The sequence below is a fragment of the Variovorax sp. Varisp41 genome (genome assembly GCF_047325085.1).
Classification (GTDB): Bacteria; Pseudomonadota; Gammaproteobacteria; order Burkholderiales; family Burkholderiaceae_C; genus Variovorax.
Genome location: NZ_CP168540.1, coordinates 5,739,478 through 5,754,826, shown reverse-complemented (window position 1 = coordinate 5,754,826; position 15,349 = coordinate 5,739,478). Strand labels below are relative to the sequence as shown.

16 protein-coding genes are annotated in these 15,349 nt (G+C 70.5%); 9 read left to right on the top strand and 7 right to left on the bottom strand.

From position 1 onward, the window contains the following. Window positions 1-107: 107 nt before the first annotated feature. The 3 genes from ACEN9J_RS26720 to ACEN9J_RS26710 form a co-directional block, all read right to left on the bottom strand. Entirely contained in the window at window positions 108-1,925 is a 1,818-nt protein-coding gene (locus ACEN9J_RS26720; RefSeq protein WP_413762492.1) for a sensor histidine kinase, read from the bottom strand. Continuing rightward, window positions 1,925-2,638: a response regulator gene (locus tag ACEN9J_RS26715; RefSeq protein ID WP_413762491.1), complete on the bottom strand. Its 714-nt coding sequence runs from the start codon at window positions 2,636-2,638 to the stop codon at window positions 1,925-1,927. The genes ACEN9J_RS26720 and ACEN9J_RS26715 overlap by 1 nt, the downstream gene beginning before the upstream one ends. An 81-nt stretch (window positions 2,639-2,719) precedes the next feature. Then, the gene (locus ACEN9J_RS26710) at window positions 2,720-3,226 is read right to left on the bottom strand and encodes a YjgB family protein (RefSeq protein WP_261213951.1); all 507 of its coding nucleotides are present in this window, start codon (window positions 3,224-3,226) and stop codon (window positions 2,720-2,722) included. A gap of 41 nt (window positions 3,227-3,267) precedes the next feature. Here ACEN9J_RS26710 and ACEN9J_RS26705 point away from each other — a divergent pair, with 41 nt between their 5' ends. From ACEN9J_RS26705 to ACEN9J_RS26675, 7 genes are all read left to right on the top strand, one after another. Further along, on the top strand, window positions 3,268-3,474 hold the full coding sequence (locus tag ACEN9J_RS26705; RefSeq protein WP_057597652.1) for a DUF3460 family protein: 207 nt from the start codon (window positions 3,268-3,270) through the stop codon (window positions 3,472-3,474). A gap of 75 nt (window positions 3,475-3,549) precedes the next feature. Further along, the gene (locus tag ACEN9J_RS26700; protein ID WP_261213953.1) at window positions 3,550-4,392 is read left to right on the top strand and encodes a segregation and condensation protein A; all 843 of its coding nucleotides are present in this window, start codon (window positions 3,550-3,552) and stop codon (window positions 4,390-4,392) included. Window positions 4,393-4,518: 126 nt separating this feature from the next. Further along, a complete protein-coding gene (gene nadB / locus ACEN9J_RS26695) occupies window positions 4,519-6,099 on the top strand; it encodes an L-aspartate oxidase (protein ID WP_413762490.1) in 1,581 nt (526 codons plus the stop codon). Between the two features lie 69 nt (window positions 6,100-6,168). Next, a complete protein-coding gene (panB, locus tag ACEN9J_RS26690) occupies window positions 6,169-7,062 on the top strand; it encodes a 3-methyl-2-oxobutanoate hydroxymethyltransferase (protein WP_413762489.1) in 894 nt (297 codons plus the stop codon). Window positions 7,063-7,106: 44 nt separating this feature from the next. Continuing rightward, entirely contained in the window at window positions 7,107-7,958 is an 852-nt protein-coding gene (gene panC / locus ACEN9J_RS26685; protein WP_057592029.1) for a pantoate--beta-alanine ligase, read from the top strand. After that, window positions 7,955-8,593, top strand: a complete 639-nt coding sequence (queE, locus tag ACEN9J_RS26680) for a 7-carboxy-7-deazaguanine synthase (protein WP_057592030.1) — start codon at window positions 7,955-7,957, stop codon at window positions 8,591-8,593. The genes panC and queE overlap by 4 nt, the downstream gene beginning before the upstream one ends. A gap of 28 nt (window positions 8,594-8,621) precedes the next feature. Next, window positions 8,622-8,984, top strand: a complete 363-nt coding sequence (locus ACEN9J_RS26675; protein ID WP_057592031.1) for a 6-carboxytetrahydropterin synthase — start codon at window positions 8,622-8,624, stop codon at window positions 8,982-8,984. Here the strand turns inward: ACEN9J_RS26675 and ACEN9J_RS26670 are convergent. The 3 genes from ACEN9J_RS26670 to ACEN9J_RS26660 all read right to left on the bottom strand — a co-directional run bounded on the left by ACEN9J_RS26670 (window position 8,915) and on the right by ACEN9J_RS26660 (window position 12,660). After that, window positions 8,915-10,468 (bottom strand): amino acid permease, encoded by a 1,554-nt coding sequence (locus ACEN9J_RS26670; protein WP_413762488.1) that lies wholly within the window; start codon window positions 10,466-10,468, stop codon window positions 8,915-8,917. The genes ACEN9J_RS26675 and ACEN9J_RS26670 overlap by 70 nt on opposite strands. 90 nt (window positions 10,469-10,558) lie before the next feature. After that, window positions 10,559-11,491, bottom strand: coding sequence for an arginase (gene rocF, locus ACEN9J_RS26665; RefSeq protein WP_413762487.1), 933 nt, complete (start codon window positions 11,489-11,491; stop codon window positions 10,559-10,561). A 62-nt stretch (window positions 11,492-11,553) separates the two neighbouring features. After that, entirely contained in the window at window positions 11,554-12,660 is a 1,107-nt protein-coding gene (locus ACEN9J_RS26660; protein WP_413762486.1) for an ornithine cyclodeaminase, read from the bottom strand. 117 nt (window positions 12,661-12,777) lie between these two features. Between ACEN9J_RS26660 and ACEN9J_RS26655 the strand changes: the two genes are divergently transcribed. Further along, window positions 12,778-13,236: an Lrp/AsnC family transcriptional regulator gene (locus ACEN9J_RS26655; protein WP_093340944.1), complete on the top strand. Its 459-nt coding sequence runs from the start codon at window positions 12,778-12,780 to the stop codon at window positions 13,234-13,236. Window positions 13,237-13,369: 133 nt separating this feature from the next. Next, a complete protein-coding gene (locus tag ACEN9J_RS26650) occupies window positions 13,370-14,224 on the top strand; it encodes a 5'-nucleotidase, lipoprotein e(P4) family (protein ID WP_413762485.1) in 855 nt (284 codons plus the stop codon). A 9-nt stretch (window positions 14,225-14,233) separates the two neighbouring features. On the opposite strand, the gene nadA is transcribed toward ACEN9J_RS26650, so the two are convergent. Further along, on the bottom strand, window positions 14,234-15,349 hold the full coding sequence (nadA, locus tag ACEN9J_RS26645) for a quinolinate synthase NadA (RefSeq protein WP_296728965.1): 1,116 nt from the start codon (window positions 15,347-15,349) through the stop codon (window positions 14,234-14,236).

Below are 15,349 nucleotides of genomic sequence, written 5' to 3'. Positions count from 1 at the left end.
ACGACCCGTGCGCACGAGGCCTGGCGGGCCTGTGCGATGCGCAGCGGGGGCTGCGTTCGAATCTAGGAAAACGGGGCGCGCGGCGCGCCCCATAAAGATGGCGGTTCCTACGCCAGCGGCAGCCGCAGCACCACGCGCGTGCCGGGCTCGGCCTTCTCGATGCGCAGTTCGACGCCGGCCTGCGCGGCGCGCTGGCGCATCGAGCGCAGGCCGTTGCCGCGCGCCTCGCCGAGGCCGCAGCCGTCGTCGCGCAGCACGATCTCGATGGCATCGCCACCGACCGTCGTGCTGACCGCCGCGCTGACCGCGAGCACGCGTGCGCGCGCATGCTGCAGCACGTTCGAGATCGCCTCCAGCAGCATGTACTGCAGGTGCCGCGTGGCCTCGTCGGAATCGCAGCGCCAGCGCGGCAGGTTCGCCACCGACCAGTCGAGCGCGAGCCCCGCGGCCTCGATGCGCGGCTGCAGCCGGAAGCGCATGCTCGCGAGCAGCGCGTTGGCGTCGCCGGCCGGCAGGTTGATGGCATCGATCGACAGCCGCAGCTGGTCGAGCGATTCGCGCAGGGTCTGCATCACCTCCGACTTGGTGGCCACGCCGCGCTCGAGCTGCAGCATGGCGGTGATCAGGTGCGCGCCGGCGCCGTCGTGCATGTCGCGCAGGATGCGGGCGCGCTCGGCCGCCACCGCGCTCGCATGCTCGAGCCGGCGCAGCTCGGCATGCTTGTCGGCCAGCTCGGATTCGCGCAGGCGGATGCGGTCCTCGAGCGACAGGTGCAGCTGGCGCAGTTCCTCGCGCGTGCGCTGGAAGCGGATGCCCACGATGGCGAGGATCGCGAGGCTCACCAGCACGGCCGCGAACTTGGTCCAGCCGGCCTCGTCGAAGCGCTCGACCAGGAGCCGCGCGATCACGCTGTCGCGCACCAGCGCGACCCAGCCCGCGACCAGGATCAGCAGCATCCAGGCGCGCTCGCCGGCCCGCTGGCGCCAGGTCTCCCAGCCCAGCCGCAGCGACAGCGCGAGCCAGCCGGCCACCAGCAGCAGGATCCAGCCGAGCACCCAGTTCTGCGTCTGCTGCAGCGTGCCGAGCGCCAGCGCCACCGGGCCCAGGCCCAGCACGCCCCAGACCAGCCATTGCTCGCGCCGCGGCCGGCCGTGCCAGACCTCCCGGATCACGAGGTAGGTCGCGATGTGGCCGAGCCAGAACACCGCGAGCACCACCTTGAACCAGCTCGGCCAGGCGAGCAGGCCCTCCTCCCACCAGGTGGCGGCGATGCGCAGGCTCCACAGCGCCTCGCACAGCGCGGCCCAGCCGTAGACGGCCTCGCGCTGCTGCGCCCACAGCATCAGGCAGAACACCGCCACCAGCAGGCTGAACAGCGTGATCACGCGCGGCAGGGTGACGTGGCGCCATTCGAGCGCGTCCCACTGCGGCTGCAGCAGGCGCTCGGCGCCCAGGCGCACCGGCGCGATGCCGGCGCGGCGCGAGGGATCGGCGCGCACGGCGATCTCGAGCAGGTTCTCGCCGTCGCGCAGCAGCGAGGGCGGCACGCGCAGCCACAGCGGGCGGCGGTTCGACCAGCCGTCGTTGATCTGCTCGAGCTTGCCGGCGGCCGCGATCACCTGGCCGTTGAGCTTCACGCGGTAGGCGTTGCCGATGCGGCTGACGAGCAGCGCCTGCGGCTCGTCGGCATGGCCCGCGGGCGCGGCGAAGCGGATGCGCACCTGGGCCCAGCCGACGGCGCGCGGCCAGTGGGCGTCCCAGTGCAGCGGCAGCGTGACCTCGGCCGGCGGCGGCGAAGGGCGGCCGACGAAGCGCAGCTGCAGTTCGCCGCGGTCGAGCGCAAGCACCTCGTGGGTGCCCCCTGCCGCGGCAGGCGCCAGCAAAGCGGCGACCAGCACGAGGACGGCGAGCAGCAGGCGGCGCATCAGCCCAGCATGCGCCCCAGCAGCCCCATGCGGCTGGCCTCGAACACGGCCTCGCCGCGCGAATGCACCGCGAGCTTGCTGTAGAGGTTCTTGATGTGGCCCTGCACCGTGTGCTTGGTCACGCCCTGCAGGCGCGCGATTTCGCCGTACGAGTAGCCGCGCGAGATCAGCTCCAGCACCTCGGTCTCGCGCGGGGTCAGCATCATGGCGGCGGCCGGGTCGGGCGCGGCCGCGGGCCGGGCGTCGGCGCCGCCGCGCACGTGCAGCAGCAGCTTGCGCGCGATCATCGGCGAGATCGGCGAGGCGCCGTGCTTGATGTCGACGATCACCTGCGCGATGTCGGCCGGCGAGGAGTCCTTCTGGATGTAGCCCACCGCGCCCGCGCGCACGCAGTCGAGCACCGTGTCCTCGTCACCGAAGACCGAGACCACCAGCACCTCGCAGGCCGGCTGGCTGCGCACCACCTGGCGCAGCAGCTCGAGCGCATGGCCGTCGGGCAGCGCGAGGTCGGTCAGCAGGATGTCGGCCTGGTGGCTGTCGAACCAGGCCACGGCCTCGGCCATCAGGCCCAGCGAGGCGACCAGCTCGAGCTCGGGATGGGCCGCGATGCAGGCCTCGAAGAAGTGCCGGACCTCGGCATCGTCCTCGAGCAATGCGACGCGCCAGCGCAGCGCGGAGGAGGAAGCGGCGGGGATGGCGGCGGCGTCGGGCATGGCGGTGGCGCCGAGCTTAGTCGGCGCCGCGCGCTTCGCGCCCCCCATTTTCATGGGGTGACCGGGGCGCGTTTCCCGGCCTCAGGGCGCCTCGGTGCCGCGGTCGGGCGACGAGCCGCTGCGCACCACGCGCTGGTCGTCGTTGAGCACCGCGGTGAACACCATCGGCGAGTTGGGCGGCTGCACCCAGCGCCATTCCCATTCGTACTCGCGGCGCAGCGGATAGGGCGTGACCTTGGCGGGCTTGCCGAGCATCTTGCGCAGGTCCTCCATCGCCATGCCGTTGGTCACGCGCGCGAAGTTCTCGGGCGTGAGCACCTGGCGCAGCGCGCTCATCTTTCCGTCGGCGCCGATGGTGATCATGTAGTTCTTCTGGCCCTGGGGCTGGCGGTTGTATTCGAACACCCGGCCGCCGGGCGCGTCCCAGACGTTCTCGGGTTCGCCGAAGCGCGCGCGCACGTCGGCCTCGGTCGACACGCCCTCCTCGAGCTGCTCGATGCGCTGCGAATCGCAGCCCGCGACGAGGGCCGCCACCACCGCCAGCCACACGGCCGCCACCCCGATCCGCCAGACTCGTACCTGCCCCATGCCGTCCCCCGGTAAAATTCGCGCCCACAAAGGTTCAGTCTATGTCCATCTTCCGCCGCCCCCACTACACCTCCGAGATCACCAGCTTCATCGACGAGATGAAAACCAAGAAGCCGACGCTCGAGGCGGAACAGCGCGCGGGCCGCGCCCTGCTCTGGGACAAGCACCTCGACCGCGGCCTGCTCGAGGAATACGCGGAAGCCCGCGTGCCGCAGCAGCCCTACGTCTACCAGACCCAGGCCAAGTAAAAACATGATGCCGATGCGGCATCCGTCGCCCGCCAATGCTGGGCACGGCGCTACTTTTTCGATAGCGCCTGCCCGATGAGCGGACCGCGCGACGAGGACAGCGACACGCTGGTCGTGGCCATGCCCGAGGTGGTCGACCAGGTCGCGCTCGCCCGGCTCTACGGCGAGCCGCTGTTCGCGATGCCGAAGGACCTGTACATCCCGCCCGAGGCGCTGCAGGTCTTCCTCGAGGCCTTCGAGGGCCCGCTGGACCTGCTGCTGTACCTGATCCGCAAGCAGAACTTCAACATCCTCGACATCCCGATGGCCGCGCTGACGCGGCAGTACCTGAGCTACGTCGACGAGATCCGCCAGACCAACCTCGAACTCGCGGCGGAATACCTGCTGATGGCCGCGATGCTGATCGAGATCAAGTCGCGCATGCTGCTGCCGCCCAAGAAGGCGGCCGAGGGCGAGGAAGCCGAGGACCCGCGCGCCGAGCTCGTGCGCCGGCTGCTCGAGTACGAGCAGACCAAGCTGCAGGCCGCCTCGCTCAACGCGATGCCGACCTACGGGCGCGACTTCTGGCGCGCCCAGGTCTACATCGAGCAGTCGCTCAAGCCGCGCTTCCCCGAGGTGGCGGTGGTCGACCTGCGCGATGCCTGGGCCGACATCATGAAGCGCGCCAAGCTCGTGCAGCACCACAAGATCTCGCGCGAGGAGCTCAGCGTGCGCGAGCACATGAGCATCGTGCTGCGCCACCTGCAGGGCCAGCGCTTCGTGGAATTCGAGAAGCTGTTCGACGTCTCGCGCGGCGCGCCGGTGATGGTCGTGACCTTCATCGCGATGCTCGAGCTGGCCAAGGAAACGCTGATCGAGATCACGCAGGCCGAGGCCTTCGCGCCGATCTACGTGCGGCTGGCCTACTCCCCAGCCTGAGTCCCATGCGGCCCACCTCCTTCGCGCGCCACCCGGCGGCGCGGCAACTTCCTCTCACCCTGCCGTCGGGCCGGACCGGTGCGCTGCCGCACCACCGATCCTGACCCTCGTCCCTTCCCGCGCGCCATGGCCTCCTCCCTCGATTTCGACGTCCTCATCGTCGGCAGCGGCCTCGCCGGGCTCTCCGCGGCCCTGCTGCTGGCGCCCGCGCACCGCGTGGCGGTGCTGACCAAGCGCGCGCTGGCCGACGGCTCGAGCGGCTGGGCCCAGGGCGGCATCGCGGCGGTGCTGGCCGCGGGCGACAGCTTCGACGCCCATGTCGACGACACGCTGGTGGCCGGCGCCGGACTGTGCGATGCGGCCGCCACGCGCTTCGTGGTCGAGCACGCGCCCGAGGCCATCGGCTGGCTGCGCGAGCTCGGCGTGCCCTTCTCCGAGGAGGATGGCGACCTGCACCTCACGCGCGAGGGCGGCCACAGCCAGCGCCGCATCGTGCACGTGACCGATGCCACCGGCGCGGCCGTGCAGCAGGTGCTGATCGAGCGCGTGCGCCGCACGCCCAACGTCACGCTGTTCGAGCACCACACGCTGGTCGACCTGGTCGCCGGCGAGCGGCTCGGTGCGCCCGAGGCGGGCTGCGCGGGCCTCTACGCGCTCGACGACGCCAGCGGCGACGTGCTGGCCTTCCGCGCGCCGCACACCATCCTGGCGACGGGCGGCGCGGGCAAGGTCTACCTCTACACCACCAACCCCGACACCGCCACCGGCGACGGCATCGCCGCCGCCTGGCGCGCGGGCTGCCGGGTGTCGAACATGGAGTTCATCCAGTTCCATCCGACCTGCCTCTACCACCCGCATGCCAAGTCCTTCCTGATCAGCGAGGCGGTGCGCGGCGAAGGCGGGCTGCTCAAGTTGCCCGACGGGACCCGCTTCATGCCGCGGCACGACGAGCGCGCCGAACTCGCGCCGCGTGACGTGGTGGCGCGCGCGATCGACTTCGAGATGAAGAAGCACGGCCTGGACTGCGTGCACCTCGACATCTCGCACCAGAGCCCGGATTTCCTGCGCGCGCATTTCCCGAACATCCTCGCGCGCTGCGCCGAGCTCGGCATCGACATCACGCGCGAGCCTATTCCCGTGGTGCCGGCGGCCCACTACACCTGCGGCGGCGTGGTCACCGACCTGGCCGGCCGCACCGACCTGCCGGGCCTCTACGCGATCGGCGAGACCGCCTGCACCGGGCTGCACGGCGCGAACCGGCTGGCCAGCAATTCGCTGGTGGAGTGCATGGTGTTCGCGCGCGCGGCGGCCGCGGCCATCGGCGCCGCGCCGGCACGCGCGCCGGTGGCGCTGCCGGCCTGGGATGCGAGCCAGGTGACCGATGCCGACGAGGCGGTGGTGATCTCGCACAACTGGGACGAGCTGCGCCGCTTCATGTGGGACTACGTGGGCATAGTGCGCACCAACAAGCGCCTGGAGCGCGCCAGCCACCGCATCGCGCTGCTGCAGGCCGAGATCCACGAGTTCTACGCCAACTTCCACGTCACGCGCGACCTGCTCGAACTGCGCAACCTGGTGCAGGTGGCCGAGCTGATCGTGCGTTCCGCGCAGGCCCGCCACGAGAGCCGGGGCCTGCATTTCAGCCGCGACTATCCTTCGCTCGCCGAGCCCACCGCGCCCACGGTGCTGGTACTGGCCGACCGATAGACCCACCCGTTCCCGCCTTCTTCAACCCAGGATGCCCGGCCACCGACGCCCGCAGGGAGAAACCCAACCATGTCCAACGCCTCCACCCCGAACGAAGCCACCACTGCCACGCCCTACGGCACGCTGCCGCCGGCCTCGCAGCCCGCCACGCGCAAGCCGCTCGGCCTGCCGCGGCTGGCCGAGCTGCATGCGCGCGGCGAGAAGATCGCGATGCTCACGGCCTACGACGCCACCTTCGCGGCCGTGGCCGATGCCGCGGGCGTCGAATGCCTCCTGGTCGGCGATTCGCTCGGCATGGTCTGCCAGGGCCTGTCGAGCACGGTCAGCGTCACGCTCGAGACCATGCGCCACCACACCGACAGCGTCTCGCGCGGGCTGCGCCGCGTGCAGGGCACGGCCTGGCTGATCGCCGACCTGCCCTTCGGCAGCTACCAGGAGTCGCGCGAACAGGCGCTGCGCAGCGCCACCGTGCTGATGCAGGCCGGCGCCCACATGGTGAAGCTCGAGGGCGGCGGCTGGACCACCGAGACCGTGCGCTTCCTGGTCGAGCGCGGCATCCCGGTGTGCGCGCACCTGGGCCTGACGCCGCAGACCGTGCATGCGCTCGGCGGCTACCGCGTGCAGGGCAAGGGCGACGCCGCCGCGGCCCGGCTGCGCGAGGAAGCCCAGGCGCTGCAGGACGCGGGCGCCGCGATGCTGGTGCTCGAGATGGTGCCGGCCGCGCTGGCCACCGCGCTCACGGCCGAACTCACGCGCTGCGCCACCATCGGCATCGGTGCCGGCCGCGGCACCGCGGGCCAGGTGCTCGTGCTGCACGACATGCTGGGCCTGAACCTGGGCCGCATGCCGAAGTTCGTGCGCAACTTCATGGACGGCGCCGGCGGCATTCCGCAGGCGCTCGCGGCCTATGTGCGCGCCGTCAAGGACGGCAGCTTTCCCGACGACCGGCTGCACGCCTGGTAAGCCCCCCCTCTTCTTTTTTCCATCGTTCCAAGGAGGACCGCCTCATGTTCATCGCCCGCACCATCCCTGAGCTGCGCGACCACCTGGCGCGCTTCGAGCGCCCTGCCTTCGTGCCGACCATGGGCAACCTGCACGACGGCCACATCGCGCTGGTCACGCAAGCGAAGCCGCTGGGCGACGCCACCGTCGCGAGCATCTTCGTGAACCGGCTGCAGTTTTTGCCGCACGAGGACTTCGACACCTATCCGCGCACCTGGGACAGCGACTGCGCCAAGCTGGAAGCCGCCGGCTGCGACGTGCTGTTCGCGCCCGACGAGAAGGCGCTCTATCCCGAGCCGCAGACCTGCAAGGTGCATCCCGACCCGGCGCTGGCCGACATCCTCGAGGGCCACTTCCGGCCCGGCTTCTTCGTCGGCGTGTGCACCGTGGTGATGAAGCTGTTCAGCTGCGTGCAGCCGCGCGTGGCGGTGTTCGGCAAGAAGGACTACCAGCAGCTGATGATGATCCGCCACCTGGTGCGGCAGTTCGCGCTGGCTATCGAGATCGTGGGCGGCGAGACCCGCCGCGCCGACGACGGCCTCGCGCTCTCCTCGCGCAACGGCTACCTGAGCGAAGGCGAGCGCGCCGAGGCGGTGCAGCTCTCGCGTGCGCTCAAGGAGATCGCCGAGGCCGTGCGCGGCGGCGGCGAGCTCGCGGCGATCGAGGCGCGCGCGATGCAGGCACTGGCCCAGCGCGGCTGGCAGCCCGACTACCTGACGGTGCGCCGCCGCCTCGACCTGCAGCCGCCGGCCGCGCTCGACGGCACCGAGCCGCTGGTGGCGCTCGCGGCCGCGCGCCTGGGCAGCACGCGGCTGATCGACAACCTCGAGATCGAGCCCTGGGCGGCGACGCGATGAGCTATAGCGTCAAGGAGATCTTCTACACGCTGCAGGGCGAAGGCGGCCAGGCCGGCATGCCGGCCGTGTTCTGCCGCTTCGCTGGCTGCAACCTCTGGAGCGGCCGCGAGGCCGACCGCGCCAGCGCCGTCTGCCGTTTCTGCGACACCGATTTCGTCGGCACCGACGGCACGCTGGGCGGCAAGTTCAAGGAGGCCGATGCGCTGGCCGACACCATCGCCGCGCAGTGGCCCGCCGACGATGCCGGCCACCGCCTCGTGGTGCTGACCGGCGGCGAGCCGCTGCTGCAGGTCGACGCCGCGCTGATCGATGCGCTGCATGCGCGCGGCTTCCGCATCGCCGTCGAGAGCAACGGCACCGTGGCCGCGCCCGAGGGCATCGACTGGCTCTGCATCAGCCCCAAGGCCGGCGCGCCCTGGGTGCAGCGGCGCGGCCAGGAACTCAAGCTGGTGTGGCCGCAGGAGGGCATCGACCTCGACGCGATGGCGCGCAGCGGCGAGTTCGCGCACCGCTTCCTGCAGCCCATGGACGGCCCGCGGCAGGCCGCCAACACCGCGCTGTGCATCGACGCCTGCCTGCGCCAGCCGCGCTGGCGCCTCAGCGTGCAGACCCACAAGTTCACCGGCATCCGCTGATGCCCGCTTCCCCGTTCCTGCGTTCCCCATGCGATTCACGATCAGCCAACGCTTCTTCTTCGACGCCGCCCACACCCTGAAACGCGAGATCGAGGCCGAAGGCAGCCGCCGCATCCACGGCCACACCTACCACGCCGAGGTCTGGCTCGCGGGCGAGCGCGATCCCGCGACCGGCATGGTGATCGACCTGGGCCTGCTGCGGCGGCGGCTCGACGATGTGCGCGATCGGCTCGACCACCGGCTGCTCGACGAGGTGCCGGGGCTGCATCCGCCCACGCTGGAGAACCTGTGCCTGTTCATCGCCGAGGCGCTGGGCGAGCTTCAGGCTTCGCTGGCGCGCGTGCGGGTGTGGCGGGAGGCGCTCGGCGATTCCTGCACGCTGGAGTTCTGAGCCGCCGGCAAGTCCTCGTCCACGACGAAACGCATCTCGCGCCAGCGCACGAAGCGCGACTTCTTCATCAGCCTGTAGCCGAGCCAGGTCAGCAGGAACAGCGGGATGCCGATGTAGGTGGCGATCGCCCCGCCCCAGTCGATCCGTCCCTGCGTGAAGGCCTGGTAGTTCTGCCCGAGCGTGATGAGAAGGCACAGCACGAAAGCGATCAACGGCCCGAAGGGAAACAGCCCCGCCCGGTAGGGCAGCCGTGCGAGGTCGTGCCCCTGCAGCACGTAGCCGCGGCGAAACCGGTAGTGGCACACGGCGATGCTGAGCCAGACGATGAACTCGGTCATGCCCGCCGTGTTGAGCAGCCAGATGTAGACCACCTGCGGGCTGAAGATCGCGCTGAACAGGCACAGGCAGGCCAGCGCCGTGGTGCACATCAGCGCATTGAAGGGCACGCCCGCGCGCGTGAGCCGGGCCAGCGCGCGCGGCGCCTTGCCCTCGACCGCGAGGTTGAACAGCATGCGCGTGGCGGCGTACATGCCGGAGTTGCCGGCCGACAGCACCGACGTGAGGATCACGGCATTCATCACCGTGGCCGCCGACAGCAGCCCCGCGCGCTGGAACACCAGCGTGAACGGGCTCACCGCGATGTCGCTGACCTCGCTGCGCAGCAGGTGCGGATCGGTGTAGGGGATCAGGAAGCCGATCACCACGATGGCCAGCACGTAGAACAGCAGGATGCGCCAGAACACCTGCCGCACCGCGCGCGGCACGTTGCGCTTCGGATCCTCCGATTCGCCCGCCGCCACGCCCACGAGCTCGGTGCCCTGGAACGAGTAGGCCACGATCATCGCCACGCCGATCAGGGTGGCGAAGCTGCCGGCGAACGGCGCGTCGCCCGTGTGCCAGTTGGAGAAGCCGACGTTCTCCGCGCCGCGGACGATGCCCAGCAGCATGGCGACGCCGGTCACGATGAAGCCGATCACGGCCACCACCTTGATGAGCGCGAACCAGTACTCGCTCTCGCCGAAGCCCCGGGCCGAGAAGGCATTGAGCCCGACCATCAGCAGCAGGAACAGCAGGCTCCACACGATGCCGGGCATGCCGGGCCACCAGTAGGCCATGACCAGTTGCACCGCCACCAGGTCGACCGCGACCACGATCGCCCAGCTGAACCAGAAATTCCAGCCGAGCGCGAAGCCGAAGCCCTCCTCCACGTAGCGCGAGGCATAGGTCGAGAACGAGCCCGCCACCGGCATGAAGGCCGCGAGCTCGCCGAGGCTGGTCATGATGAAGTAGACCATCGCGCCGACGACCAGGTAGGTCAGCAGCGCGCCGCCGGGTCCGGCCTGCGCGATGGCCGAGCCCGAGGCGACGAACAGGCCGGTGCCGATCGCGCCGCCGATGGCGATCATGGACAGATGGCGCGCCTTGAGCACGCGATGCAGGCCGGCGGGCTCGGCGCGGGGCGCCGGCGCGGAAGAAGAAGGCATGGGCAGTCTCTTTGTCTCGTTGGCGCACCGCCGGCCCGCGGGCCGCGGCGATGCCGTCTTGTTGTGATGCGCGAACCGGCGCGTTGCCGGCTAGCGTTGCCGTGCGGAAGGCACCAGGGTGCTCTTGCCGAACAGGCTTTCCGTCAGGTCGACGACCAGCTCGGCGGTCTGGTTGCGCAGGTCGAGCGCCGGGTTCAGCTCGACGATGTCGAGCGAGCCGAGGCGGCCGGTGTCCGCGATCATCTCCATGCACAGCTGGGCTTCGCGGTAGTTGGGGCCGCCGCGCACCGTGGTGCCCGTGCCCGGCGCGATCTCGGGGTCGAGGAAGTCCACGTCGAAGCTCACATGCAGGTGCACCTCGTCGCCCGCCACGCCTTCGAGGGCCCGGCGCATGGTCTCGCGCATGCCGAGCTCGTCGATGGCGCGCATGTCGTAGACCTCGATGCCGAGCTCGCGGATCATGCGCTGCTCCGACGCGTCGACGCTGCGCAGGCCGACCTGGCACAGCGCATCGGGACGGATGGCGGGCACCGTGTCCGACAGCGCCGAGAGGCCGGGCGGCCCGAGCCCGCAGAGGCTGGCCACCGGCATGCCGTGGATGTTGCCCGAGGGCGAGACCTCGGGCGTGTTGCAGTCCGAGTGCGCATCGAGCCAGAGGATGCGCAGGCGCCGGCCGCGCGCGCGGCAATGGCGGGCCACGGCGCTGATGGAGCCGATCGCCAGGTGGTGGTCGCCGCCTAGCAGGATCGGCAGGCGCTCCGCGCCCAGTTCGGCCGCCACGGCATCGTGCACGGCCTGGTTCCAGCGCACGCACTCGGCGAGGTTGCGCAGGCCGTCCACGCGCTCGCCCTGCGGATTGGGCGGGCCTGCGAGGTTGCCGATGTCCCGCACGTCGATGCCGAAGCGGCGCAGCGCCGGACTGAGCTGCGCGACTCGCAGCGCATCGGGGCCCATGGCGGCGCCGAGCCGGCTCGCGCCCGCGTCGGTCGGAGCACCGATCAGCGTGACGGCACACTTGCTCATCGAAGTACCTTCGTGCTTCGCACTGCGGTGCGAGCTTGCTTGGGAGCGGCCCGGCGCGGCGCTCATGCCGCCACCGCCGTGCGCGCGGCCACTGCCGACTCGGCCGCGGCCGGCGGCTGCAGCAGCGCGTAGAGGTTCTTCGGATCCGCCAGCTCGGGGATCAGCTCCAGCCGCTCGAGCACGCCGGCGGCGCCGGCCAGCGCGCGCATATAGCGCAGCGCCGAATAGTCCTCGAGCGCGAAGCCCACCGAGTCGAACACCGTGATCTGCGCGGCCGAGGTCCGCCCGGGTGCCTCGCCGCGCAGCACGCGCCAGAACTCGGTGACCTCGAAGTCCGCGGGCATCTGCTGCAGGTCGCCCTCGATGCGGGTCTGCGGTTCGTACTCGACGAACACGCGGCCCTTGCGCAGCACCTCGGCCGCGAGCTCGGTCTTGCCGGGGCAGTCGCCGCCGACCGCGTTGACGTGCATGCCGGGCACGACCTGGTGGCCGCCGAGGATGGTGGCGTAGGCCTTGTCGGCCGTGACCGTGGTCACGATGTCGGCGCCGCGCAGCGCCTCATCGGTGCTGCCGCAGCACACCACCTCGAGCGCGTGCGGCGCCAGGTTGGCGGCCAGCTTGCGCGTGGCGGCCGGGTCGACGTCGTACAGCCGCAGCTGGCGGATGCCCAGCAGGCCGTGGAAGGCGAGCGCCTGGAATTCGCTCTGCGCGCCGTTGCCGATCAGCGCCATGGTGCGGCTGTCGGGGCGCGCCAGCCGGCGCGCGACCATGACCGAGGTGGCGGCGGTGCGCAGCGCGGTGGTCAGCGTGAGCTCGCTGATGAACTCGGGCATGCCGGTGTCCACGCTGGCCAGCGCGCCGAAGGCCATCACCGTCGGCAGGCCGCTGCGCGTGTTGATCGGATGGCCGTTGACGTACTTGAAGGCGAACTCGCGGTCGTCCGAGACCGGCATCAACTCGATCACGCCGTGCGGCGAATGGTTGGCGGTGCGCGCGGACTTCTCGAAGTCCTGCCAGCGCCCGAAATCCTCTTCCAGAGCCTGCGCCATGCCGCGCATGGTTTCGACCACGCCGGTGCGCCGGACCAGTTCGGCGGCGCGCGTGGGGCTCAGGAAGAAGGTCTCGAGGTGGTGGGGCGCCGCGTCTCGCGCCGTGTGTTTTCGTGTCATTCGCTCATCTCCTGGTTGGGACGTTCAAAGGCTCCCACAGAAGAAGATCAAATCAAATCGCCAAGACTGCCTTTAATATGGCAATAGTCGATCAATTTGAATGATCCATTTGCCGAAATGAACGATCTCGACGCGAAGCTCATCGCGCAGCTGCACCACAACGCGCGCGCCAGCGTGGCCACCCTCGCGGCCCGCCTCGGGGTCTCGCGCGGCACCGTGACCAACCGCATCCGCAAGCTCGAGGACGCCGGCGTGATCGTGGGCTACACGGTGCGGCTGCGGCCCGAGACCGAACTCAGCGGCCTCACGGCATGGATGAGCATCTCCGTCGAGGGCAACGACACGCGCCGCATCACGGCCTCGCTGCTGGGCGAGCCCGGCGTGGCCTCGCTGCACAGCACCAACGGCCGCTGGGACCTGCTGGCCGAGCTGCAGGTGGGCAGCCTGGTCGAGCTGGCCCACGTGCTGGAACGCATCCGGCTGATCAAGGGCATCAGCAACAGCGAGACCAGCATCCACCTCGAAACCATCAAGGCGCCGCTGCGCAAGGAAAGCCGGACGCCGAAGCCGGCCTGACGAAATGACGCGGCACCGGTGGCGAAATGCACGCAACCGGCGCCAAGCGCGCATTCGGCGCCCTGTGTTCTGCCCGGCGCCCGTGTCACGCTCGGTGCGTTTTTTTCTTCGACACCACAGGGAGGACTCCAGCTTGAAAACCCATTCGACCCCACGCCGCTTCGCGGCCATCGCCGGCGCCACGGCCGCGCTGCTGCTCGCCGCGGGCTGCGCCCAGACGCAGGCCCCGCCCGCCGCCGCGGGCGCCGGCACGAACAACCTGCTGATCGGCGCCGTGGCCTGGAAGCAGACCGCGGCCGAGTACCGCGCGCTCTATCACCAGGGCTTCAACGTGGCGCGCATGCACGTGGAAGCGGCGCTGCAGAAGCGCCGCCCGGGCGACAAGCCGCTGGCGGTGGTGACCGACATGGACGACACGATCCTGCTGCCGCTGGCCTACTGGGGCTACCTGATCAACGAGGGCCAGGACTTCTTCGACGATCCGAAGTGGGACGCGTGGATCCCGAAGAACCAGATCGTGCCCTCGCCCGGCTCGCAGGAGTTCCTGCGCTTCTGCCGGGAGAACGGCGTAGAGGTGTTCTACGTGACCAGCCGCGAACAGGGCGAACGCACCTACGAATACGCGATGGAACACCTCAAGGTGCTGGGCGCGCCCTATGCCGACAAGGAGCACCTGACCGTGCTGCGCGACAGCAGCAACAAGCAGCCGCGGCAGGAGCAGATCGCGCAGCAGTTCGACGTGGTGGTCTACCTCGGCGACAACCTCAACGACTTCCGGCGCAAGTACTACGTGAAGAACGTCGACCAGCGGATCCAGGCGATGGAAGCCGACCGCGAGCAGTTCGGCCGCAAGTACGTGCTGTTCCCGAACCCGACCGACGGCCACTGGATGGCCGCGATCTTCGGCGACTCGGAGCCGCCGGCGAGCGACGCCAACCGCCAGCTGTTCAGGAAGGCCGCGACCCGCTCCGCCTGGGACGGGCGCTGAGGGGCTTCGTCAGGCCGCGCCGATCCCCGCCACCAGGCTGCCCGGCGCGATGCCGTTCTTCAGCCCGGCCGTGAAGGCCAGCATGCGGTCGATCGGCACGCGCGCGCGCAGGCCCAGCGCCGGGTCGACGTGGATCTCGCCGGCGCCGGTCTCGAGCGCGTTCGCGAGGTCGGCCAGCCCGTTCATCGCCATCCACGGGCAATGCGCGCAGCTCTTGCAGGTGGCGCCGTTGCCGGCCGTGGGCGCCTCGATGAAGGTCTTGCCCGGATTGAGCGTGCGCAGCTTGTGCAGCATGCCGTTGTCGGTCGCGACGATGAACTCGGTCGCGTCGAGCTGGCGCGCGGCGTTGAGGATCGCCGAGGTCGAGCCCACGGCATCGGCCAGCGCGATCACCTCGGCCGAGGATTCGGGATGCACCAGCACCTTGGCGCGCGGATGGGCCTGCTTGAGCAGCTCGAGCTCGAGCGCCTTGAATTCGTCGTGCACGATGCAGGCGCCGTTCCAGCTCACCATGTCGGCACCGGTCTGGCGCTGGATGTAGTCGCCGAGGTGGCGGTCGGGGCCCCAGAGGATCTTGCGGCCCTGCGCATGCAGCGCGCCCACCACGTCGAGCGCGCAGCTCGAGGTGACGAGCCAGTCGGCGCGCGCCTTCACGGCGGCGCTGGTGTTGGCGTAGACGACCACGGTGCGGTCGGGATGGGCGTCGCAGAAGGCGCTGAACTCGTCGACCGGGCAGCCCAGGTCGAGCGAGCAGTTGGCGTCGAGGTCGGGCATCAGCACCCGCTTCTCGGGCGACAGGATCTTGGCGGTCTCGCCCATGAAGCGCACGCCCGACACCACCAGCGTGCCGGCCGCGTGGTCGCGGCCGAAGCGCGCCATCTCGAGCGAATCGCTGACGATGCCGCCGGTTTCCTCGGCCAGGTCCTGCAGGTCGGGGTGGACGTAGAAGTGCGACACCATGACCGCGTTGCGCTCGCGCAGCAGGCGGCGGATGCGCTCCTTGAGCGCCTCTCGCTCGGTGGGCGTGGGCTCGGGCGGCACGCGGGCCCAGGCGCGGCGGGTGTCGCAGACGCTCCCTTCGGCCGGCTGTTCGTACTCGACATCGATGACGGCGGAGGAAGCCAT